The 19,516-nt window shown below is 58.7% G+C and carries 27 protein-coding genes; 26 read left to right on the top strand and 1 reads right to left on the bottom strand.

All coding sequences use genetic code 11. The annotated features are described in order from the left end of the window. From DUPY_RS27065 to DUPY_RS01795, 7 genes are all read left to right on the top strand, one after another. A partial coding sequence (locus DUPY_RS27065; protein ID WP_474795865.1) for an EF-Tu C-terminal domain-related protein occupies positions 1–107 on the top strand: 107 nt, incomplete at its 5' end. A 128-nt stretch (positions 108–235) separates the two neighbouring features. Continuing rightward, entirely contained in the window at positions 236–553 is a 318-nt protein-coding gene (rpsJ, locus tag DUPY_RS01820; RefSeq protein WP_005663509.1) for a 30S ribosomal protein S10, read from the top strand. Positions 554–872: 319 nt separating this feature from the next. Beyond that, entirely contained in the window at positions 873–3,869 is a 2,997-nt protein-coding gene (locus tag DUPY_RS01815) for a TonB-dependent receptor (RefSeq protein WP_070245993.1), read from the top strand. 83 nt (positions 3,870–3,952) lie between these two features. After that, complete coding sequence (locus DUPY_RS01810; RefSeq protein ID WP_070245992.1) at positions 3,953–4,654, top strand: SapC family protein; 702 nt, start codon at positions 3,953–3,955, stop codon at positions 4,652–4,654. Next, positions 4,647–5,651: a cupin-like domain-containing protein gene (locus DUPY_RS01805; protein WP_070245991.1), complete on the top strand. Its 1,005-nt coding sequence runs from the start codon at positions 4,647–4,649 to the stop codon at positions 5,649–5,651. The genes DUPY_RS01810 and DUPY_RS01805 overlap by 8 nt, the downstream gene beginning before the upstream one ends. Before the next feature lie 264 nt (positions 5,652–5,915). Continuing rightward, positions 5,916–8,702, top strand: coding sequence for a TonB-dependent receptor plug domain-containing protein (locus tag DUPY_RS01800; RefSeq protein WP_070245990.1), 2,787 nt, complete (start codon positions 5,916–5,918; stop codon positions 8,700–8,702). Between the two features lie 98 nt (positions 8,703–8,800). After that, entirely contained in the window at positions 8,801–9,655 is an 855-nt protein-coding gene (locus DUPY_RS01795) for a DUF817 domain-containing protein (protein ID WP_070245989.1), read from the top strand. 40 nt (positions 9,656–9,695) lie between these two features. Here DUPY_RS01795 and DUPY_RS01790 read toward each other — a convergent pair whose 3' ends face one another. Further along, positions 9,696–10,571, bottom strand: coding sequence for a PEPxxWA-CTERM sorting domain-containing protein (locus tag DUPY_RS01790; RefSeq protein WP_070245988.1), 876 nt, complete (start codon positions 10,569–10,571; stop codon positions 9,696–9,698). A 350-nt stretch (positions 10,572–10,921) separates the two neighbouring features. Between DUPY_RS01790 and rplC the strand changes: the two genes are divergently transcribed. The 19 genes from rplC (at position 10,922) to rpmD (ending at position 19,510) form a co-directional block, all read left to right on the top strand. Beyond that, a complete protein-coding gene (gene rplC, locus DUPY_RS01785; protein ID WP_070245987.1) occupies positions 10,922–11,578 on the top strand; it encodes a 50S ribosomal protein L3 in 657 nt (218 codons plus the stop codon). Positions 11,579–11,581: 3 nt separating this feature from the next. After that, positions 11,582–12,202 carry a 50S ribosomal protein L4 gene (gene rplD, locus DUPY_RS01780; RefSeq protein WP_056151025.1) on the top strand — a complete coding sequence of 207 codons (621 nt, stop codon included), beginning with the start codon at positions 11,582–11,584 and terminating at the stop codon, positions 12,200–12,202. Then, the gene (rplW, locus tag DUPY_RS01775) at positions 12,199–12,513 is read left to right on the top strand and encodes a 50S ribosomal protein L23 (RefSeq protein WP_019923491.1); all 315 of its coding nucleotides are present in this window, start codon (positions 12,199–12,201) and stop codon (positions 12,511–12,513) included. Before rplD ends, rplW begins: the two co-directional genes overlap by 4 nt. Then, positions 12,513–13,343, top strand: a complete 831-nt coding sequence (gene rplB / locus DUPY_RS01770) for a 50S ribosomal protein L2 (protein ID WP_070245986.1) — start codon at positions 12,513–12,515, stop codon at positions 13,341–13,343. The genes rplW and rplB overlap by 1 nt, the downstream gene beginning before the upstream one ends. Positions 13,344–13,352: 9 nt before the next feature. Beyond that, complete coding sequence (gene rpsS / locus DUPY_RS01765) at positions 13,353–13,628, top strand: 30S ribosomal protein S19 (protein WP_026133139.1); 276 nt, start codon at positions 13,353–13,355, stop codon at positions 13,626–13,628. Then, positions 13,625–13,957 carry a 50S ribosomal protein L22 gene (gene rplV / locus DUPY_RS01760; protein WP_174864456.1) on the top strand — a complete coding sequence of 111 codons (333 nt, stop codon included), beginning with the start codon at positions 13,625–13,627 and terminating at the stop codon, positions 13,955–13,957. The genes rpsS and rplV overlap by 4 nt, the downstream gene beginning before the upstream one ends. Before the next feature lie 9 nt (positions 13,958–13,966). After that, positions 13,967–14,749 carry a 30S ribosomal protein S3 gene (rpsC, locus tag DUPY_RS01755; protein WP_070245985.1) on the top strand — a complete coding sequence of 261 codons (783 nt, stop codon included), beginning with the start codon at positions 13,967–13,969 and terminating at the stop codon, positions 14,747–14,749. A gap of 2 nt (positions 14,750–14,751) precedes the next feature. Continuing rightward, entirely contained in the window at positions 14,752–15,171 is a 420-nt protein-coding gene (gene rplP / locus DUPY_RS01750) for a 50S ribosomal protein L16 (RefSeq protein ID WP_070245984.1), read from the top strand. 12 nt (positions 15,172–15,183) lie between these two features. Then, positions 15,184–15,375 carry a 50S ribosomal protein L29 gene (gene rpmC / locus DUPY_RS01745; protein ID WP_056146773.1) on the top strand — a complete coding sequence of 64 codons (192 nt, stop codon included), beginning with the start codon at positions 15,184–15,186 and terminating at the stop codon, positions 15,373–15,375. Next, complete coding sequence (gene rpsQ / locus DUPY_RS01740; RefSeq protein WP_008444314.1) at positions 15,372–15,641, top strand: 30S ribosomal protein S17; 270 nt, start codon at positions 15,372–15,374, stop codon at positions 15,639–15,641. The genes rpmC and rpsQ overlap by 4 nt, the downstream gene beginning before the upstream one ends. A gap of 266 nt (positions 15,642–15,907) precedes the next feature. After that, complete coding sequence (gene rplN, locus DUPY_RS01735; protein WP_019923485.1) at positions 15,908–16,276, top strand: 50S ribosomal protein L14; 369 nt, start codon at positions 15,908–15,910, stop codon at positions 16,274–16,276. A gap of 10 nt (positions 16,277–16,286) precedes the next feature. Continuing rightward, positions 16,287–16,601, top strand: coding sequence for a 50S ribosomal protein L24 (rplX, locus tag DUPY_RS01730; RefSeq protein WP_019923484.1), 315 nt, complete (start codon positions 16,287–16,289; stop codon positions 16,599–16,601). A 6-nt stretch (positions 16,602–16,607) separates the two neighbouring features. Next, positions 16,608–17,147 carry a 50S ribosomal protein L5 gene (rplE, locus tag DUPY_RS01725; protein ID WP_070245983.1) on the top strand — a complete coding sequence of 180 codons (540 nt, stop codon included), beginning with the start codon at positions 16,608–16,610 and terminating at the stop codon, positions 17,145–17,147. A 6-nt stretch (positions 17,148–17,153) separates the two neighbouring features. Beyond that, positions 17,154–17,459: a 30S ribosomal protein S14 gene (rpsN, locus tag DUPY_RS01720; protein ID WP_019923482.1), complete on the top strand. Its 306-nt coding sequence runs from the start codon at positions 17,154–17,156 to the stop codon at positions 17,457–17,459. A 14-nt stretch (positions 17,460–17,473) separates the two neighbouring features. Then, positions 17,474–17,869 carry a 30S ribosomal protein S8 gene (rpsH, locus tag DUPY_RS01715; protein WP_019923481.1) on the top strand — a complete coding sequence of 132 codons (396 nt, stop codon included), beginning with the start codon at positions 17,474–17,476 and terminating at the stop codon, positions 17,867–17,869. Positions 17,870–17,879: 10 nt separating this feature from the next. Beyond that, the gene (gene rplF, locus DUPY_RS01710; RefSeq protein WP_026637583.1) at positions 17,880–18,413 is read left to right on the top strand and encodes a 50S ribosomal protein L6; all 534 of its coding nucleotides are present in this window, start codon (positions 17,880–17,882) and stop codon (positions 18,411–18,413) included. A 13-nt stretch (positions 18,414–18,426) separates the two neighbouring features. After that, positions 18,427–18,789: a 50S ribosomal protein L18 gene (gene rplR / locus DUPY_RS01705; protein ID WP_019923479.1), complete on the top strand. Its 363-nt coding sequence runs from the start codon at positions 18,427–18,429 to the stop codon at positions 18,787–18,789. 9 nt (positions 18,790–18,798) lie between these two features. After that, positions 18,799–19,317 (top strand): 30S ribosomal protein S5, encoded by a 519-nt coding sequence (gene rpsE / locus DUPY_RS01700; RefSeq protein ID WP_019923478.1) that lies wholly within the window; start codon positions 18,799–18,801, stop codon positions 19,315–19,317. Positions 19,318–19,327: 10 nt separating this feature from the next. Then, positions 19,328–19,510 (top strand): 50S ribosomal protein L30, encoded by a 183-nt coding sequence (rpmD, locus tag DUPY_RS27060; protein WP_019923477.1) that lies wholly within the window; start codon positions 19,328–19,330, stop codon positions 19,508–19,510. Positions 19,511–19,516: the final 6 nt, after the last annotated feature.

The raw sequence follows: 19,516 nt of genomic DNA, 5'->3' as shown, positions 1-19,516 counted from the left end.
CCGTCAAGCTGATCAACCCGATCGCGATGGAAGAAGGTCTGCGCTTCGCTATCCGTGAAGGCGGCCGTACCGTCGGCGCCGGCGTTGTTGCAAAAATCATCGCTTAATTTTTAAGCGCTGAATAAATGAAGCCCGGCAAGGTGTGATACCATGTCGGGCTTCATTGCAGAACATCGTTCTTTTTAAATTTGCTGGCGCTACATAGTAGCCAGTTCGCTCTTTTCGAGGAAATATCATGTCCGCACCAAACCAGAAAATCCGTATCCGCCTGAAAGCTTTCGACTACAAGCTGATCGACCAGTCCGCACTGGAAATCGTTGACACCGCCAAGCGTACCGGCGCCGTGGTCAAGGGCCCAGTTCCACTGCCAACCCGCATCCAGCGTTTTGACGTACTGCGTTCCCCGCACGTCAACAAGACCTCGCGCGACCAGTTCGAGATCCGTACCCACCAGCGCCTGATGGACATCGTTGACCCAACCGACAAGACCGTTGATGCACTGATGAAGCTGGACCTGCCAGCTGGTGTTGACGTCGAAATCAAACTGCAATAATTGCATTCAAGCCGGGCGGCGCCTGCGCTGCCAGCTGATAAAAAGCCGAACGGTGATCCGTTCGGCTTTTTTTTATCAGAAATTGCCTTGCGGTTACAAAGGTGTTGCGTCTTTACGTCAGTGCCGTGTTTGCCATGCAAATTTAGCGAGTTGAATTGACTAAAAATTATTTTGATCATATTCTTGATAGCGCTATCTACACGCCAAGCACGCCACCCGGCAGCTCGTGTTGTAACCCGCCCCCCCGGGGCTACCACCGCCCCGCCTGCTTTACCCGAAAATAAGTTGTAAAAATAAACTGACAAACAACGGAGACAAAATGCACCAAAATCTGAAAACGTTTTCAAGCCGCCTGCCGAAGCAACGCCGCCTGATCTCCATGGCTGTGGCGGGCGCTTGCGCTACGTTCGCAACCTTCGCGCCAGCCCATGCGCAGCAGCAGTCCGGCCCTGTACCTGGCGATGTCGACGGTCCAAAAGTGGTCGTCTCCGGCATCCGCGCCAGCATGCAGTCCACCATGAACATGAAGCGCAACAGCGACGGCATCGTTGACGGCATCGTCGCTGACGACATCGGTAAATTCCCCGATACCAACCTGGCCGAATCGCTGCAGCGCATTAGCGGCGTGTCGATCGACCGCAGCAACGGCGAAGGGCAGAAGGTCACCGTGCGCGGCCTCGGTCCCGACTTCAACCTGGTGCTGCTCAATGGCCGCCAGATGCCAACCACCGACCTGGGCGACCTGGGCGGCCGTTCGTTCGACTTCTCGAACCTGGCCTCGGAAGCGATTTCGCAGCTGCAGGTGTACAAGTCCGGCCGCGCCGACAACCCGACCGGCGGCATTGGCGCTACCATCAACGTGATGACCGCGCGTCCGTTCGACAACCCGGGCATGCACTCGAGCATCGGTGTGAAAGCCGTGCACGACACGTCCAACAAGCACCTGCCAGGCATGCTCAAGGGCGACAGCACCACCCCGGAAGTATCGGGCATCTATACCAACACCAGCGAAGATGGCCGCTTCGGCGTGGCCGTGAGCGCCAGCTACCAGGAACGCAATTCAGGCTTCAACCGCGCCGGCCTGGCCAATGGCTACCAGGGCCCGTACCTGGGTTCGGACACGACCGCCGGTTCGACTTTGCCGCAGCCTGGCCAGCCAGGTTCGCAAAACATCACCAACCGTCCTGGTCCGACCGATGTGTACTCGATTCCGCAAAACTTCGGCTACGGCGTCAACGGCATCCAGCGTCAACGTACCAACGGCCAGCTGGCCTTGCAGTTCCGTCCCGTCAAGGACATTACCACCACGCTCGACCTGACCTATTCGGAAAACAAGGTGCAGACCAAGCGTAACGAACTGAGCGTATGGTTTGCGCAGACGCCGACCTCGACCAGCAGCTGGCCGGGTGGCCACGTGCAGTCGCCGCTGACGTACTCGGAAACCTATAACTCGCCGCAGGACATCTCGATCGTCGGCGGCGACTACGCCACCAAGACCAAGAACGAGTCGATCGGTTTCAACACGGTATGGAAGGCCAGCAACGCGCTCAAGCTCAATTTCGACGTCCATCATTCGACCGCCGAGTCTGGCGCAGACAGCCCTTGGGGTACCGAGAACAACCTGTCCAACGCCAGCTTCAGCCGTGGTACCACTTCGATCGACTTCACCAACAAGCTGCCGATCGTGTCGATGCCAGCCGCCAACCTGGCAGCGCAGCCGATCCAGGGCACCGGTTCGTGGTTCCACAACAGCTACCAGAAGGCCAAGGTTGACCAGGTGCAGGCCGGTGGCGACTGGCAGGTGCTGGAAGCCTCGACCGTCAAGTTCGGCGCCGGCTACACCAAGTCGTCCAACCGCTCGACGTACTCGAACGTGCAGAACAACACCTGGAGCGGCGCCAGCAAGGCATCCGACTATCCGGCCAGCGCCTACCAGGCCAACCCGCTGGGCGACTACTTCAGCAAGATCGGCGGCTCGCCGAACCTGTTCGGTACGCTCTACACGTTCGACTTTGCGACCGTGCGCGCCTTGACCGCCAATGCCACCGGCAACCAGGCCGGTTACCTGCCGAACTTTGCCAGCGCCGATACCGATCGTCTGCTGACGGAGAAAACCTCGTCGGTCTATGCCTCGTTCGGTACCGACTGGGATACGGCCATGCCGATGCACACGTCGGCCGGCGTGCGTTTCGAGAAAACCAAGGTCACCTCGGTGGCCCAGTTCCAGCCTGGCACTGCCATGGTGTGGGAGTCGCAGAACGAATTACCAATCACGTTGGCGCGCGCCGAATCGGCCACCACTGCCTCGTCGTATAACAACGTGCTGCCTAGCCTGAACTTTGACGTCGACCTGCGTGCCGACATGAAACTGCGTGCCAGCGCCGGCGCCACCATCGGTCGCGCCCGCTACGACCAGCTGCAGGGCGGCCTGAGCCTGGGGACGATCGCCAGCACCTACAACGGCACCGCCTCGGTCGGTAACCCGGCCCTGAAACCGGTGAAGTCGAAGAACCTCGATTTGTCCTACGAGTGGTACTACGACAAGCAGAGCGTGTTCTCGCTGGCCCTGTTCCGCAAGGAAATGGATAACTACGCCGGCACCATCGTGACCCCGGGTTCGCTGTACGACCTGCACACGCCGGTCGGCGGCGCCTACTACAAGGCTGCGCTGGCAACCGGTGGCTGCACGGTGGCGGACACGAACTGCATCCGTAACTACATCCTGAGCACCTACGACGGCCAGCCTGGCGTGGTGCGTACCGGTGTCAACCCGGACGGCAACCTGAAGGGTCGTATCACCGGCCTGCCAGGCGATCCGCTGGCCAACTTCCTTACCACCAGCTACGCCAACCAGAAATCGGCGCGTGTCAGTGGCGCCGAAGTGAACGTCCAGCACATGTTCGCCCGCACCGGCTTTGGCGTACAGGCGAACTACACCTACGTGCGTTCGCCGCTCAAGTACGACAATGCCAATATCAGCGACCAGTTCGCAATCCTGGGGCTGAGCAATTCGGCCAACGTGGTCGGCATCTTCGAAAACGAGAAGTGGTCGGTGCGCCTGGCCTACAACTGGCGCGGCGAGTTCCTGGCCGCCACCGTGGACGGTTCGGGCAAGGCAGCGCCGATCTACACCGACAGCTATGGCCAGACCGACGTGAGCATCGGCTACAACTACACCAAGAACCTGAGCTTCCAGCTCGAGGCGATCAACCTGACCGACGAGACCCAGCGTCAGCATGGCCGTACCAGCATGGCAACGATCAACGTGACGCAAGCCGGCCCACGGTATATGCTGGGCGCGCGCTACAAGTTCTAATCGGAAACATCGCGGTGTAACCAGGGGCGGCGCTGACAAGCGTCGCCCCTTTCTTGTTTAGTCAACGCAATCACAGAGCAACCATGGCCAAGCCAGTCCTACTCAATAACATTACCCATCAACACCTGCGGGTGCGTACCGGCCACAGCGCCGAATTCGGTGACAACCAGATGGCCGCGCCGATCGTGGCGGCCGAGTTTCGCCAGGTGCAGGCGCATTACCCGATCGTGTTTCGCCCCACCGAAGGCGGCAACGGTTTCGAAGCGCTGGCCCTGTTCGGCCTGGCGGCCGGCGAAAACCTGTTCCTGACCAATGCTGGCTGGGATGCCGACTACGTGCCGCTGGCGGTGCGCCGCCAGCCGTTCCTGATTGGCGTAGCTGGCCAGGAACTGACCGTCCATGTCGACGAGGACAATGCGCGCCTGCGCTGCGGCCCCGATGAAGGAGAAGCGGTGTTCCTGGAGGAGGGCAGTCCCACGCCTTACCTCGAGCACGTCAATTCGATGCTGTTCGCGCTGCACCAGGGCATGCTGGAGATGGCCGGTTTTATCGGTGCGCTGCGCGAGCATGCGCTGCTCGAATCGTTCGTGTTCGAGGTCGAGCTCGCTGACGGCGCCGAGCGCCGGCTCGAGGGCCTCTACACCATCAACGAGGAACAGCTGGCAGCGCTGGACGCGGCCGCGCTCGATCGGCTGCACCGCGCCGGCTACCTGCTGCCGATTTACATGGTGGTGGCGTCGCTGTCGAACTTCCGCGCCCTGATCGACCGGCAGAACCGTGGCTAAGCCGATTGCCGAGGTCGATTGCAGCGACGGCGCGCCGCTGCCCGACGCGCTGTTGACGGCCACCACGCCGGTGGTGCTGCGCGGCCTGGTGGCGCACTGGCCCATGGTGCGCGCCGCCCGCGAGTCGCAGCAGGCGGCTGACGCCTACCTGCGCCGCTTTTACCGCGACGCCACCGTGATGGCCATGCATGGCGCGCCAGAGATCGACGGCCGGATCTTTTACAACGACGATCTCTCCGGCTTTAACTTCAGCATGCAGCAGGTGCGCTTCGACGCCGTGCTCGACGCCTTGCGCGCGCACCAGGGCGATGCGCGTCCACCGACGCTGTACGTGGGCTCGACCACGATCGACGCCTGCCTGCCGGGCTTCAGGGCTGAAAACGATGTCACGCTAGGCGAACGCGATGCGCTGGCCAGCATCTGGGTGGGCAACCGCACCCGCATTCCCGCCCACTACGACTTGCCCGACAACCTGGCCTGCGTGGCGGCCGGACGGCGCCGCTTTACGCTGTTCCCGCCCGAGCAACTGGCCAACCTGTACATCGGCCCACTCGACCTGACGCCCGCCGGCCAGGCCGTCAGCCTGGTCGATCTCGCCGCACCGGACTTGCAGCGTTATCCGCGCTTTGCCACCGCGTGGGCCCACGCGCAGCAGGCCGAACTGGCGGCCGGCGACGCCATCTTCATTCCCAGCATGTGGTGGCACCATATCGAGGCGCTCGACAGTTTTAACGTGCTGGTCAATTACTGGTGGCGGCAGTCGCCCGCGTACATGGACACGCCGGCGACCACGCTGCTGCACGCGCTGCTGACCATGCGCGACCTGCCGCCGGCGCAGCGCCAGGCATGGCAGGAGATCTTCCGCCACTACGTGTTCGAGAGCGACGGCAGCGAGGCGGCGCATATCCCGGAGGCGGCGCGCCACGTGCTGGCCCCGCTCGACGACGCCGGCGCCCGCATGTTGCGCGCCCACTTGCTCAACCGCATGAAACGTTAGGTACCGTGGAGGCGAAGATTTGGCTGTTATCAAGAATAGCTGCCAGCTTGATAATCTCACTTCCAATAAGAACTGAAAAACAACAAAATATGGACTTATTTCCTGAAAGACGTATAAAAATTGAAATAAAGTCTTTTCCTGCTCGTTGATATTGTGAGAAATTCCTGATCAGACGTCGAAAGTGCTGAGCTCCTTACCCGGTCGAACAGCACTAAGAAGCGCATGGAATTCATCAATTTCTCGGGAGTAGTTTTGAAACACACCATGAAAAAAAGCGCCATTGCGATGGCGCTCGGTTTGGCATTTTCGCAGCACGCAACGGCGCAAGACGCAGCCGTGGAACCGAAGATGCAGCGCGTAGAAATCACCGGTAGTAGCATCAAGCGCACCGAACAGGAAGCTGCCGGTTCGATCCAGATCCTCAACCGCGACGATATCGAGCGTACCGGCCAGACCACCGCGCTGGACATCCTGCGTTCCTCGTCCGCCATCGGTACCGACATCAACTCGGCAAACAGCAGCTCGGGCAGCTTCGCCACCGGTTCGTCCGCAGTCGACATGCGCGGCCTGGGCAAGGTGGCCACGCTGGTACTGGTCAATGGTCAGCGCATTGCGCAATACGGCCTGGCCGATGGTGCACAACAAAACTTCACCAACCTCGACGCGATTCCATCGTCGGCGATCGAACGCATCGAGATCCTGAAAGACGGCGCCTCGGCTATTTACGGCTCTGACGCCATCGCCGGCGTGGTCAACATCATCCTGTACAAGGACTTCGAAGGCGCCAAGATCACCGGCAACTACAAAGAGTCCGATGGCTTCAAGGACCAGCGCAACCGCAACATCTCCGGCATCATCGGCTGGGGCGACATCGATACCAACGGGTTCAATACTTACCTGACGTACGACGCGTACAAGAGCGACGGTTATTCGGCCGGCGACCTGCGCAGCCACTACCCCGAATGGCACCGCCAGACCCCGGCCCGTTCGACCTGGGATACCCCGAGCGTCTACTCGCCTACCGGTAACTACTACGTCAACGCCAACAACTACAAACCAGCACCAGGTTGCCCTGCAACCAGCATCGACCCGCGCGACGGCTTGTGCAAATACGATATCCTCAACGATACCGGCCTGACCACCAACGCCAAGCGTTACGCAGTGGCCAGCAATACGCACTTCCGCATCGGCAAAGATATCGACGCCAACTTCGAGATCACCCACGCCAGCGCCAGCAACGATTACATCGTTGCACCGTTTGCCGTGCAGCCGACCACTGCGTCGAGCACCTGGTACAACGCGCTGGAAGGCAAAATGGTTGGTCCGTTCTTCTATCCGAAGCTGCCAGCCAATAACCCGGCCAATACCACCGGCGCCCCGGTCGAATTCCGTGCCCGCTTCATGGACACCGGCGATGGCTTCAACTTCAACCGCACCGAATCGAAACAGTCGCGCGTCATGCTGAGCCTGACCGGCGAAGTCAAAGGCTTCGACTGGAAATCGTCGGTCGGATACATGACCTCGGACGCCAGCAAGGCTACCCGCGCTGCCAGCGCCACCGGTTACGCCAACGCCATCGTCAGCGGCGCTTACAAATTCAACGGTCCTGCCGGCACCAACAGCTACGCGCTGCTGGACTCGATGTTCCCAGTCCGTACCACCATCGGCGAATCGAAAATCGGTTTTGCCAATGCCGTGGTGTCGGGTGAAGTGGCCCAGCTGCCGGCTGGCCCTCTGAGCGTTGCGTTCGGTACCGACGTCCGCCAGGAAAAATATGAAATGGCCAGCTCGGACAACGTGCTGCGCGGTGAGCTGATCGGCATCGCCGGACTGCAGGTCAAGGACAAGATGGATCACTACGCGCTGTTCGCGGAAGCGACCATTCCAGTGATCAAGCGTGTAGAACTGAGCGCAGCGGTACGCGCTGACAAGTCGACCAACAGCGACGTGCACTACTCGCCAAAACTGGGCCTGCGTTACAACGCGACCGACAGCCTGTTGCTGCGTGCTACGGCTGCCGGCGGTTTCCGTGCGCCGAACATTGTTGAAACAGGTAATGGCTTAGGTCGCAGCTCGTTTGCCAACAGCATCAGCGACCCACGCCGCTGCGCTACCGCCAGTGCACTGAACAAGCTGATCCAGAACGCCGCCGGCGTGACCCCAGCGGACAAAACCCAAGGTAACGTGCTGCAAAACGCCGACTGCCTGGCCGGTATCCCGACCTTCGTGTCCGCCAACAAGGACCTGAAACCGGAAACCTCGCGTTCGTTCACTGCCGGCTTCGTGTTCGAGCCGATCAAAAACTGGACCCTGGCACTCGATTACTTCCATATCGAACGCAAGGATGAAATCGGCACCCGCACCACGTCCGACATCCTGCGTGGCGAAGCCAACCTGCCAGCAGGTCAGCTGGTTCGCGTGGACAACTCGGTCTCGGATGCGCAGTTCCTGGCGCTGGTCAACAAGTACGCTCCGGCGAACACCCTCAACTTCGGTGGCGTCGGTGCCATCGGCCTGCTGTTCAACCCATACGTCAACAGCGGCAAAACGCGTGCTTCGGGCTTCGACTTCGACGCGTCGGGTCGTTTCAACACCGACCTGGGCCTGATCCGTCTGAAACTGGAAGGTTCGTACCTGAAGAACTACCAGCAGTTCAGCGTTGCCGACAATGCCTACGACGTCAACATGGCCGGTACCTACGACATGGGCTCGCGCCTGAAAACCAAGCTGCGTGGCTACCTGAAGTCGGGTAACTTCGACAATGGCATGACCATCAACTACGCCAGTGGCTTCAGCAACAACAGCCTGGACTCGATGAACTACTGCCAGACCAACAACGTCTCGGCTGCCAATCTGGGTACCTGCGGCCACGTGGGCAGCAACACCACCGTCGACTACAACCTGGCGTACACGGGCATCCCGAACACCAAGTTGAGCCTGTACATCGACAACCTGTTCGACCAGGCTGCGCCGATCCAGTGGCGTCGTGGTTATGCCGAGTCGTTCCAGTTCCGCCGTATCGGCGTGAGCGCCAGCTACAAGTTCTTCTGATTGTGAGCTGACCGTGAGCTGACCCGCCGGCCTCCGTGCCGGTGACCGAAAAAAGACCAGGCCTTCGCGCCTGGTCTTTTTTTTGCTAGAGTTGCCGCATGTTAAGCACACTCAACAGTTTCGACACCCATTTACTCGACGGCGCGCCGCGCAGCGGCTTGCGCGGCGCCCCGCGCTTCCTGCTCGAGTTCCTGTATTTCGGCGTCAAGAACGCCCGCGCCTGCCTGTTCGTGGGGCTGTTCTTTGGCGCCGTGTTCCTGACGCCGCGCGCCGGCCTGTTCGGCGTGCCGCGCTACGACGTGCTGCTGGTGGCGGCGGTGGCGATCCAGGCCGGCATGGTGTGGTCGAAGCTCGAGACATGGGACGAGCTCAAGGCCGTGTGCCTGTTCCACCTGGTGGGCTTTGCGCTCGAGGTGTTCAAGGTGTCCGGGGCGATCGCCTCGTGGAGCTACCCCGATTTTGCCTACACCAAGCTGTGGGGCGTGCCGCTATTCTCGGGTTTTATGTACGCTGCCGTGGGCAGCTACATCATCCAGGCCTGGCGCCTGTTCGATCTGCGCATCCGCCACCATCCGCCGTACTGGATGGCGGTGCTGATCGCGCTGCTGATCTACGCAAACTTCTTTACCCACCACTACATCGGCGACTACCGCTGGTACCTGGCCGCCGCCGCGCTGGGGCTGTACGCCCGCACCATGGTGATCTACCGGCCGCTCGACCGCGACCGCCGTATGCCTTTGCTGCTGTCGTTCGTGCTGATCGGCCTGTTCATCTGGCTGGCTGAAAACATCAGCACGTTCTGGGGCGTCTGGCGCTACCCCAACCAGCTCGGCGCCTGGAGCGCCGTCCACGTCAGCAAATGGAGTTCGTGGTCGCTGCTGGTGGTGATGACGTTCACCATCATCGCCCACCTCAAACACATCAAGGCCAGCATCCACGTCCCCGACGCCTAGGTTCGGGGTCAGTGCCTAGGTCCGGGGTCAGTGCCGACATTTAGACACGAGCTGGACCGTTAAAAGATGAGGCCGTGTCCGAATGTCGGCACTGACCCCGAAGGCGGCGGCGGAGGAGGGTGCCGGTCAGGGCCAGGCCGGCCAGCAGCGTGGCCCAGGTTGCGGGTTCCGGCACCGGCGCCACGCCGCCGCCGGCGTCAACCGGGTTGACCGTGATGTCGGTGTAGGCCAGGAAGCTCAGGGTCAGATACAGGTCGCTCTCGCCGGGGTTGGCGAATGCCAGCAGGAAGCGCTCCTGGCGGGTTGCCTCGGTTGCGCCGGGATCATCCCAGCGCAGCGCGCTCTCGCGGTCGAGCTCGGTTACTGTGGTGCCGTCGGTGTCGCTGATGCTGATCGAGGCCCAGCTGAACACCGAGTAATTTTCGCCTGGCGCCACGGTGCGGCGTGCCTGCGCGAACAGGTCGCCGCCGACGGTAAGCAGGCTGTGCGGGGCGAGCGTCAGCGCCACCTGCTGGTAGCCATCGGCGCCCAGCGAGTTACCCGCGCCAAGCGCGGTGTCGGCGGCGGCGCGGGCGGCGACATTGCCTACGGCGATGCTGGCGGTGGCTACTGCAGTGCCAGGTCCGGCGCTGGACGGCAATTGTGCCTGGCCGCCCATGAACGGCTCCGGCCATACCGCGAACTGGCTGTAACTACCGCCGTTGTTGAGCGTGTTGGAATAGGCCATCAGGCGCGCGTTGAGATCGTTGATGCCGTAATCGGCCCGTTCGAAGTTGTCCGGCGTGAGGTCGATCACGCCGAGGGTGACGTTGTCGATGCGGCTGGCGCCATTGGCGCCCGCTGCGGCCGACGGCGAGGCGAGGGTGGTGGTCAGCGCTGCCAGGGTCAGCAGCACTGCGGGTAGCACGGTTTTCATGGGAGCTCCGGTGGGTGGACGGTTGCACGAGGCAGGCGGCGCCTGCCTGATCGATGCTAGGCCGCTGTCCACCGCGCCGTTTGCGCACACGCAGGGAGCGCCGCCAAACCCGCATGGCGCCACGTTTTGCGCGCCCGAATGGTCATCCGCACCACAGCTTTTCCCCTCCGCAACTAACGCTCAACAACAGCGCCGCAAAAACCTGACATACCTCGTACTAAGTTGTTGCGTCAAGGGTCTTTTCACGCTACACTAGCCGGCTTCGGTATGGATTCCTCTTTTTACAGGACCGTACTTATTTAGTAGTTCAACATATCCCCGCCCAATCGTAGGTGGGAATTGGAGAAAAAATGAGCCTTGGCCTCCTCGGTCGCAAGGTTGGTATGATGCGCATCTTCACCGATGACGGGGATTCGATCCCAGTCACCGTTGTCGACGTATCGAACAACCGTGTTGCACAAATCAAAACCCCTGAAACTGATGGCTACACTGCAGTTCAGGTCGCATACGGTCAACGTCGCGCTTCCCGCGTCACGAAGGCTGTTGCTGGTCACCACGCTAAAGCCGGTGTTGAAGCTGGTACTCTGTTGAAAGAGTTCCGCATCGACGCAGCCAAAGCTGCCGAACTGAAAGCTGGCGAAGTTATCGCTGCTTCCCTGTTCGAAGTCGGTCAAAAAATCGACGTTCAAGGTGTTTCGATCGGTAAAGGCTACGCCGGTACCATCAAGCGTCACAACTTCGCTTCGGGCCGCGCTACCCACGGTAACTCGCGTTCGCACAACGTACCAGGCTCGATCGGTATGGCGCAGGATCCAGGTCGTGTATTCCCTGGTAAGCGCATGACCGGTCACATGGGTGACGTTACCTGCACCGTGCAGAACCTCGAAATCGCCCGTATCGACGCCGACCGTCAGCTGCTGCTGGTCAAAGGTGCGATTCCTGGCGCCAAAAACGGCCAGGTAGTGGTATCGCCTGCTGTCAAAGTTAAAGCAAAGAAGGGAGCTTAAACGATGGAACTCAAGCTCTTGAATGCTCAAGGTCAAGCCGCCTCTAACGTTGCTGCCGCCGACTCCGTTTTCGGCCGTGACTACAACGAAGCCCTGATCCACCAGATCGTCGTTGCTTACCAAGCCAATGCTCGCAGCGGCAACCGTAAACAAAAAGACCGTGAAGAAGTCCACCACACGACCAAGAAGCCATGGCGCCAAAAAGGTACCGGCCGTGCTCGTGCTGGTATGTCGTCGTCGCCACTGTGGCGCGGCGGTGGTCGCATCTTCCCGAACTCGCCTGACGAGAACTTCACCCACAAAGTGAACAAGAAGATGTATCGCGCAGGTATCTGCTCGATCCTGTCCCAGCTGGCTCGTGAAGAGCGCCTGGTTGTTGTTGAAGACTTCGCTATCGAAGCTCCAAAAACCAAGCTGCTGTCGCAAAAGCTGACCGGTATGGGCCTCGAGTCCGTGCTGATCATCACCGACGTCGCCAACGAAAACCTGGAACTGGCATCGCGTAACCTGCCTAACGTACTGGTTGTTGAACCACGTCACGCAGATCCGATGTCCCTGGTGTTCTACAAGAAGATCGTGGTCACCAAAGCTGCATTGGCCAAGATTGAGGAGATGCTGGCATGAGCGCATTGAAATTTAGCGAAGAGCGCCTGATGAAGGTGCTGGTTGCTCCAGTGATTTCCGAGAAGGCCACCATGGTCGCGGAAAAGAACGAGCAGATCGTGTTCCGCGTCACCACCGACGCAACCAAGCCAGAAATCAAGGCTGCCGTTGAACTGCTGTTCAAAGTGCAAGTGGAATCGGTGCAAACCGTGAACCGCGAAGGTAAGCAGAAGCGCTCGGGCGCCCACACTGGCCGTCGCAACCACACCAAGCGTGCTTTCGTGTGCCTGAAGCCTGGCCAGGAAATCAATTTCACCGAGGAGGCTAAATAATGGCACTCGTTAAGATGAAGCCAACCTCCCCAGGCCGTCGCGGCATGGTGAAAGTTGTCAACAGCGACCTGTTCAAAGGTCGTCCGCTGGCAGCCCTGGTTGAGAAAAAATCGAAAACTGCTGGTCGTAACAACAACGGCCACATCACCACCCGTCACATCGGTGGTGGTCACAAGCAGCACTACCGTCTGATCGACTTCAAGCGTAACAGCAAAGATGGCATCCCGGCGAAAGTGGAACGTATCGAATACGATCCAAACCGTACCGCGCACATCGCACTGCTGTGCTACGCCGACGGCGCCCGCGCTTACATCATCGCCACCAAAGGCATGGCTGTAGGCGACACCGTGATGAGCGGTTCGGAAGCCCCGATCAAGGCCGGTAACTGCCTGCCAATCCGCAACATCCCGGTCGGTACCGTGATGAACTGCGTCGAAATGCTGCCAGGTAAGGGTGCCCAAATGGCCCGTACCGCCGGCGCCGGCGTTGTTCTGATGGCCCGTGACGGCACCTACGCCCAGGTTCGCCTGCGTTCGGGTGAAGTGCGCCGCGTGCACATCGAGTGCCGCGCGACCGTAGGCGAAGTCGGCAATGCCGAACACAGCCTGCGCAAGATCGGTAAAGCCGGTGCCATGCGTTGGCGCGGTATTCGTCCTACCGTTCGCGGTGTGGTCATGAACCCGGTCGATCACCCGCACGGTGGTGGTGAAGGTAAAACTGCAGCCGGTCGTCACCCAGTGTCGCCATGGGGCCAGCAGACCAAGGGTAAGAAGACTCGCAGCAACAAGCGTACGTCTTCCATGATCGTCTCGCGCCGCGGCAAGAAATAAGGATAAATCATGACTCGTTCATTGAAAAAAGGGCCGTTCTGTGACGCCCACCTGGTGAAAAAAGTCGAAGCCGCGCAAGCGATCAAAGACAAAAAGCCAATCAAAACCTGGTCCCGTCGTTCGACCATCATGCCTGACTTCATCGGCCTGACGATCGCTGTTCACAACGGCAAGCTGCACGTGCCTGTGTACGTTTCCGAGAACATGGTAGGTCACAAGCTCGGTGAATTCGCACTGACCCGCACGTTCAAGGGCCATGCCGCTGACAAGAAGGCGAAGAAATAATGGAAACCAAAGCTATCCTCAAAGGCGTGCGCCTGTCGGACCAAAAGGGCCGTCTGGTTGCTGACCTGATTCGTGGCAAGAAAGTTGACGCAGCACTCAACATTCTGCAATTCAGCCCGAAAAAAGGCGCCACCATCATCAAGAAAGTACTCGAGTCGGCAATCGCCAACGCCGAGCACAACGATGGTGCCGATATCGACGAGTTGTTCGTGAAAACGATCTACGTTGAAAAGGGCCCGATCCTCAAGCGCTTCACTGCACGCGCTAAAGGTCGTGGCGATCGTATCTCGAAACAATCGTGTCACATTTATGTGACCGTCGGTAACTAAGGAGCTACGATGGGTCAGAAAATTCATCCAACCGGTTTCCGCCTGGCGGTCACCCGTAACTGGGCTTCGCGCTGGTATGCAGGCAACGGCAATTTCGCTGCCATGCTGAACGAAGACTTGAAAGCACGTGCTTACCTGAAGACCAAGCTGAAGAACGCTTCGGTCGGCCGCATCGTGATCGAGCGTCCAGCCAAGAACGCGCGCTTCACGATCTACAGCTCGCGTCCGGGCGTGGTCATCGGTAAAAAAGGCGAAGACATCGAAGTGCTGAAGGCAGCGCTGACCAAGATCATGGGCGTGCCAGTGCACGTCAATATCGAGGAAATCCGCAAGCCGGAAATCGATTCGCAACTGATCGCCGATTCGATCTCGCAACAGCTCGAAAAGCGCATCATGTTCCGTCGCGCCATGAAGCGCGCGATGCAAAACGCCATGCGTCTGGGTGCCCTGGGCATCAAGATCATGTCGTCGGGTCGTCTGAACGGCATCGAAATCGCTCGTACCGAATGGTATCGCGAAGGCCGTGTGCCACTGCACACCCTGCGCGCTGACATCGACTACGGCACCAGCGAAGCTTCGACCACCTACGGCATCATCGGTGTCAAGGTTTGGGTATACAAAGGTGACCGCGCGCCTAACGGCGATGCACCAGTCATCGATACCCCACCTGACGAGAAAAAGCCACGTGGCCCACGTCGTGACGACGGCAAGCCATCGGGCCGTCCACGTCCAGCTGGTCCTGCAGGCGCCCGTCGTGCTGCTGCCAAGCCGGCTGAGAAAGCAGGAGAATAATCATGCTGCAACCAGCACGCAGAAAGTATCGTAAAGAGCAGAAAGGCCGTAACACCGGCATTTCGCATGGCACCGGCACTTCGGTGTCGTTCGGTGAATTCGGTCTGAAAGCAGTTGCCCGTGGTCGTATCACGGCACGCCAGATCGAAGCCGCTCGTCGCGCCATGACCCGTCACATCAAACGTGGCGGTCGTATCTGGATCCGCGTTTTCCCGGACAAGCCGATTTCGAACAAGCCAGCTGAAGTTCGTATGGGTAACGGTAAAGGTAATCCAGAGTACTACGTCGCTGAAATCCGTCCGGGCAAAGTCCTGTACGAAATGGACGGCGTGGACGAAACCCTGGCGCGCGAAGCATTCCGCCTGGCCGCTGCCAAACTGCCACTGGCGACCACTTTCGTGGTCCGTCAAGTTGGCCAATAACAGGAGTGAAATATGAAAGCATCTGAACTCCGCGGCAAAGACCAGGCAGCTCTGCAAAAAGAGCTGAATGACCTGTTGAAGGCCCAGTTCGGCCTGCGTATGCAAATCGCTACGCAGCAGCTGAGCAACACTTCGCAGCTCAAGAAGGTACGTCGCGATATCGCACGCGTAAAAACGGTAATGAACACCAAGGAAGCCAAATGACCGAACCAGTAAAGTCGCTCAAGCGCACCCTGATCGGTAAAGTGGTGTCCGACAAAATGGACAAAACCGTTACCGTTCTGATCGAACGTCACGTCAAACATCCTTTGTACGGCAAGATCATCGTGCGCTCGAACAAGTATCACGCGCACGACGAGACCAACCAGGTGAAAGCCGGTGACACGGTGGAAATCGTGGAAGGTCGTCCGATCTCCAAAACGAAGGCATGGACCGTGACTCGCGTGGTGCAAGCCGCGCAAATCGTTTAATTGAAGATATCGCCGCCGGAACTGTGGTTTCGGCGGCGCTTTTCAATTAGTTCTTGCAAGCCCGCAAAAGGTATGTAATACTTGCGGGCTTCGTTCATGTAACGCCGCAAAGTGTCTGGCCACAGACGCTGAACCGTGCGGTCAGTAGCAGTACGAAGGTCAAGCACCCAAACAATGGGCTCTGCAAGAGCGCATTGGCGGGACCAAGACTGACCGCAGGTCCGCATTGTGTGGATTCTTCGGCTTAAGTTGGGAAAGAGAATACTATGATTCAAACTGAAAGCCGGCTCGAAGTTGCCGACAATACCGGTGCAAAAGAAGTTTTGTGCATCAAGGTATTGGGTGGCTCCAAGCGCCGTTATGCTGGCATTGGCGACGTGATCAAAGTAACCGTTAAGGTTGCTGCGCCACGTGGTCGTGTCAAAAAAGGTGAAATTTATAACGCCGTGGTTGTGCGCACCGCTAAAGGTGTTCGCCGCCAAGACGGTTCCCTGGTGAAGTTCGACGGCAATGCCGCCGTTCTGTTGAACGCCAAGCTGGAACCGATCGGTACCCGTATCTTCGGACCAGTGACGCGCGAGCTGCGCACTGAAAAGTTCATGAAGATCGTGTCCCTGGCACCTGAAGTACTGTAAGGAGTCAGCAATGGATAAGATTCGTAAAAACGACGAAGTCATCGTTCTGGCCGGTAAAGACAAGGGCAAACGCGGTGTCGTTTCGCGTCGCGTAGACGCAGAACACGTAGTGGTTGAAGGCGTCAACGTTGCTAAAAAAGCGACCAAGCCGAACCCGATGACTGGCGTACAAGGTGGTATCGTCGACAAGACTATGCCGATTCACGTGTCCAACGTTGCATTGTTCAATGCAGCTAGTGGCAAGGCAGACCGCGTAGGTTTCAAAGATGTTGACGGCAAAAAAGTCCGCGTCTTCAAATCGACCGGCGAAGTAGTGAAGGCTTAAGAAATCATGGCACGTCTCCAAGAGTTCTATAAAGAAAAAGTCGTCTCCGATCTGACCGAGAAATTCGGTTACAAGTCGGTGATGGAAGTTCCCCGTCTGACCAAGATCACCCTGAACATGGGTGTTGGTGAGGCAATTGCGGACAAGAAAGTCCTTGAGCACGCTGTTGGCGATCTGACCAAGATCGCTGGCCAGAAGCCAGTGACCACCAAGTCGCGCAAAGCAATCGCGGGTTTCAAAATCCGTGAAGGCTATCCGATCGGTACCATGGTCACCCTGCGTGGCGCTCGCATGTACGAGTTCCTGGATCGCTTCATCACCGTGGCTCTGCCACGCGTGCGCGATTTCCGCGGTGTGAATGGCCGTTCGTTCGATGGTCGTGGTAACTACAACATCGGCGTGAAAGAGCAGATCATCTTCCCGGAAATCGAGTACGACAAGATCGATGCGCTGCGTGGTATGAACATTTCGATCACCACCACCGCTAAGACCGACGACGAAGCGAAAGCTCTGCTCGCCGCCTTCAAATTCCCGTTCAGGAACTAAGAGATCATGGCAAAACTCGCACTGATTAACCGTGAAGCGAAACGCGTGGCACTGGCGAACAAATTCGCCGCCAAGCGCGCCTCGCTCAAGGCCATCATCGATGACCAGTCGAAATCGGAAGAAGAACGTTACGAAGCGCGTCTGAAACTGCAGACCCTGCCACGTAACTCGGCTCCGACCCGCCAGCGTAACCGCTGCGCCGTCACCGGTCGTCCACGCGGCACCTTCCGTAAATTCGGTCTGGGCCGTATCAAGCTCCGTGAATTCGCCATGCGTGGTGAAATTCCGGGTATGACTAAAGCTAGCTGGTAATAGGAGAATATGCAATGAGTATGAGCGATCCTATCGCCGATATGCTGACCCGCATTCGCAACGCCCAAGGCGTTCAAAAAACGACCGTGGCCATGCCATCGTCGAAAGTCAAAGTAGCGATTGCCAACGTCCTCAAGGACGAGGGTTACATTGAAGATTTCGCAGTTGCCGAAGATGGTGGCAAAGCGGAACTGAAAATCGGTTTGAAATATTATGTCGGTCGTCCCGTCATCGAGCGCTTGGAGCGCGTATCCCGTCCGGGCCTGCGCGTCTACAAAGGCAAGGACGAGATCCCAACGGTGATGAACGGTCTGGGTGTGGCCATCGTGTCGACTCCGCAAGGCGTCATGACCGATCGCAAAGCACGCGCTACCGGTGTCGGCGGCGAAGTTATTTGCTACGTCGCTTAAGGAGTAACACATGTCCCGTGTAGCTAAAATGCCAATCGCTGTGCCAGCTGGCGCTGATGTCGCCATCTCCGCACAAGCGATCACCGTCAAGGGCCCTCTGGGCGTCCTGACCCAGAACCTGAACGGCCTGGTAAAAGTACAAAACAACGACGGCACGCTGAGCTTTGAGCCAGCGAACGACAGCCGTGAAGCCAACGCCATGTCCGGTACGCTGCGCGCACTGGTCAACAACATGGTCAACGGCGTCACCAAAGGCTTCGAGAAAAAACTGAACCTGATCGGCGTGGGCTACAAAGCCCAAGCCCAGGGCGACAAGCTGAACCTGTCGCTTGGTTTCTCGCACCCTGTCGTGCATGCCATGCCAGAAGGCGTAACGGTTGTTACCGCCACTCCGACCGAGATCGTCATCAAAGGCATCGACCGTCAAAAAGTGGGCCAAGTGGCTGCCGAAGTTCGCGCTTACCGCGCTCCTGAGCCTTACAAGGGCAAGGGCGTCCGTTATTCGGACGAAGTGGTTAAGCTTAAAGAAACCAAGAAGAAGTAATTAGGGGCTGACGATGGATAAAAAAGAATCTCGTCTGCGTCGCGGACGTCAAACCCGGATCAAGATTGCGCAGCAGAAAGTGAACCGCCTGTCGGTGCACCGCACTAACCTGCACATCTACGCAAGCCTGATCAGCCCGGAAGCCAAAGTATTGGTTTCGGCCTCGACCCTGGAAGCGGAAGTACGCGCTGAACTGGCTGGCCAATCGGGCAAGGGCGGAAACGCCGCTGCTGCCGCACTGGTGGGCAAGCGTGTCGCAGAGAAAGCACTGAAAGCAGGAATCACCGAAGTCGCCTTCGACCGTTCCGGTTTCCGTTTCCATGGCCGTGTGAAGGCGCTGGCTGAAGCCGCGCGTGAAGCCGGTCTGAAGTTCTAAGGAGCGATCATGGCAAAAATGCAAGCAAAAATGGCAAGCGACAAGCCCGATGACGGCATGCGCGAAAAAATGATCGCGATCAACCGCGTGACCAAAGTGGTCAAGGGTGGTCGTATCATGGGTTTCGCCGCGCTGACCGTGGTTGGTGACGGCGATGGCCGCATCGGCATGGGCAAGGGCAAGTCGAAAGAAGTACCAGTGGGTGTGCAGAAGGCAATGGAAGAAGCCCGTCGCAACCTGATCAAAGTACCGTTGAAAAACGGCACCCTGCATCACACCGTACACGGTCGTCATGGCGCATCGAAAGTTATGATGATCCCTGCGAAACCAGGTACCGGCGTGATCGCTGGTGGCGCCATGCGCGCTATCTTCGAAGTAATGGGCGTGACCGACGTCGTGGCGAAATCCACCGGCTCGAGCAACCCTTACAATCTGGTGCGTGCGACCCTCGACGGTCTGGCAAAAATGACGACTGCTTCCGATATCGCTGCCAAGCGCGGCAAGTCGGTTGAAGAGATCCTGGGCTAAGGTGAACGATATGACTAACAAAACTGTCAAAGTACAACTGGTCAAGGGCTTGATCGGTACGCGTGAAGATCACCGTGCCACCGTACGCGGCCTGGGCCTGCGTCGTGTAAACTCGGTCTCCGAGCTGCAAGACACCCCATCCGTGCGCGGCATGATCAATAAAGTCTCGTACCTCGTTAAAGTAGTTGGGTAAGCCGCA

Origin of the sequence: Duganella phyllosphaerae, assembly GCF_001758785.1 — a bacterium.
Lineage (GTDB): Bacteria > Pseudomonadota > Gammaproteobacteria > Burkholderiales > Burkholderiaceae_D > Rugamonas > Rugamonas phyllosphaerae.
The sequence above is the reverse complement of the archived record's forward strand: the minus strand, read 5'-3'. Positions and strand labels throughout refer to the sequence as shown.

What these genes read in the sequence shown, in the direction of transcription:
- rpsJ (WP_005663509.1), top strand. Translation starts at nt 236, where the DNA reads ATGTCCGCACCAAACCAGAAAATCCGTATCCGCCTGAAAGCTTTCGAC.
- DUPY_RS01815 (WP_070245993.1), top strand. Translation starts at nt 873, where the DNA reads ATGCACCAAAATCTGAAAACGTTTTCAAGCCGCCTGCCGAAGCAACGC.
- DUPY_RS01810 (WP_070245992.1), top strand. Translation starts at nt 3,953, where the DNA reads ATGGCCAAGCCAGTCCTACTCAATAACATTACCCATCAACACCTGCGG.
- DUPY_RS01800 (WP_070245990.1), top strand. Translation starts at nt 5,916, where the DNA reads ATGAAAAAAAGCGCCATTGCGATGGCGCTCGGTTTGGCATTTTCGCAG.
- DUPY_RS01795 (WP_070245989.1), top strand. Translation starts at nt 8,801, where the DNA reads ATGTTAAGCACACTCAACAGTTTCGACACCCATTTACTCGACGGCGCG.
- DUPY_RS01790 (WP_070245988.1), bottom strand. Translation starts at nt 10,571, where the DNA reads ATGAAAACCGTGCTACCCGCAGTGCTGCTGACCCTGGCAGCGCTGACC.
- rplC (WP_070245987.1), top strand. Translation starts at nt 10,922, where the DNA reads ATGAGCCTTGGCCTCCTCGGTCGCAAGGTTGGTATGATGCGCATCTTC.
- rplD (WP_056151025.1), top strand. Translation starts at nt 11,582, where the DNA reads ATGGAACTCAAGCTCTTGAATGCTCAAGGTCAAGCCGCCTCTAACGTT.
- rplW (WP_019923491.1), top strand. Translation starts at nt 12,199, where the DNA reads ATGAGCGCATTGAAATTTAGCGAAGAGCGCCTGATGAAGGTGCTGGTT.
- rplB (WP_070245986.1), top strand. Translation starts at nt 12,513, where the DNA reads ATGGCACTCGTTAAGATGAAGCCAACCTCCCCAGGCCGTCGCGGCATG.
- rpsS (WP_026133139.1), top strand. Translation starts at nt 13,353, where the DNA reads ATGACTCGTTCATTGAAAAAAGGGCCGTTCTGTGACGCCCACCTGGTG.
- rpsC (WP_070245985.1), top strand. Translation starts at nt 13,967, where the DNA reads ATGGGTCAGAAAATTCATCCAACCGGTTTCCGCCTGGCGGTCACCCGT.
- rplP (WP_070245984.1), top strand. Translation starts at nt 14,752, where the DNA reads ATGCTGCAACCAGCACGCAGAAAGTATCGTAAAGAGCAGAAAGGCCGT.
- rpmC (WP_056146773.1), top strand. Translation starts at nt 15,184, where the DNA reads ATGAAAGCATCTGAACTCCGCGGCAAAGACCAGGCAGCTCTGCAAAAA.
- rpsQ (WP_008444314.1), top strand. Translation starts at nt 15,372, where the DNA reads ATGACCGAACCAGTAAAGTCGCTCAAGCGCACCCTGATCGGTAAAGTG.
- rplN (WP_019923485.1), top strand. Translation starts at nt 15,908, where the DNA reads ATGATTCAAACTGAAAGCCGGCTCGAAGTTGCCGACAATACCGGTGCA.
- rplX (WP_019923484.1), top strand. Translation starts at nt 16,287, where the DNA reads ATGGATAAGATTCGTAAAAACGACGAAGTCATCGTTCTGGCCGGTAAA.
- rplE (WP_070245983.1), top strand. Translation starts at nt 16,608, where the DNA reads ATGGCACGTCTCCAAGAGTTCTATAAAGAAAAAGTCGTCTCCGATCTG.
- rpsN (WP_019923482.1), top strand. Translation starts at nt 17,154, where the DNA reads ATGGCAAAACTCGCACTGATTAACCGTGAAGCGAAACGCGTGGCACTG.
- rpsH (WP_019923481.1), top strand. Translation starts at nt 17,474, where the DNA reads ATGAGTATGAGCGATCCTATCGCCGATATGCTGACCCGCATTCGCAAC.
- rplF (WP_026637583.1), top strand. Translation starts at nt 17,880, where the DNA reads ATGTCCCGTGTAGCTAAAATGCCAATCGCTGTGCCAGCTGGCGCTGAT.
- rplR (WP_019923479.1), top strand. Translation starts at nt 18,427, where the DNA reads ATGGATAAAAAAGAATCTCGTCTGCGTCGCGGACGTCAAACCCGGATC.
- rpsE (WP_019923478.1), top strand. Translation starts at nt 18,799, where the DNA reads ATGGCAAAAATGCAAGCAAAAATGGCAAGCGACAAGCCCGATGACGGC.
- rpmD (WP_019923477.1), top strand. Translation starts at nt 19,328, where the DNA reads ATGACTAACAAAACTGTCAAAGTACAACTGGTCAAGGGCTTGATCGGT.